This window comes from Poseidonibacter ostreae (assembly GCF_009208075.1).
GTDB lineage: Bacteria > Campylobacterota > Campylobacteria > Campylobacterales > Arcobacteraceae > Poseidonibacter > Poseidonibacter ostreae.
Map to the genome: position 1 here is coordinate 1 of NZ_WFKJ01000147.1, position 260 is coordinate 260.

The window sequence follows — 260 nt, forward strand, 5'->3', positions numbered from 1 at the left end:
AAATATTATAGAATCTGTTCATAGACAATTTAGAAATCTAACTAAAACTAAAGGTGGCTTTCCAAACGATAATAGCTTACTTAAACTACTTTTTATGGGTATTCAAAATGCCTCAAAAAAATGGACTATGCCAGTAAGAAATTGGAGCTTAACAATTTCTCAACTCTCAATATACTTTGAGGGAAGACTAGATAAAACGTTAAATTTATGATACAATTTTAGGAATTACTAGATGCTGACACAAAATATTGAAGAGTCCC

Annotated in this window: 1 pseudogene; it reads left to right on the forward strand. The window is 29.6% G+C overall.

Going from position 1 to position 260, the window contains the following annotated elements:
- A pseudogene (locus tag GBG18_RS15205) lies at nucleotides 1–211 on the forward strand (IS256 family transposase); the annotation flags it as partial.
- Nucleotides 212–260 lie beyond the last annotated feature (49 nt).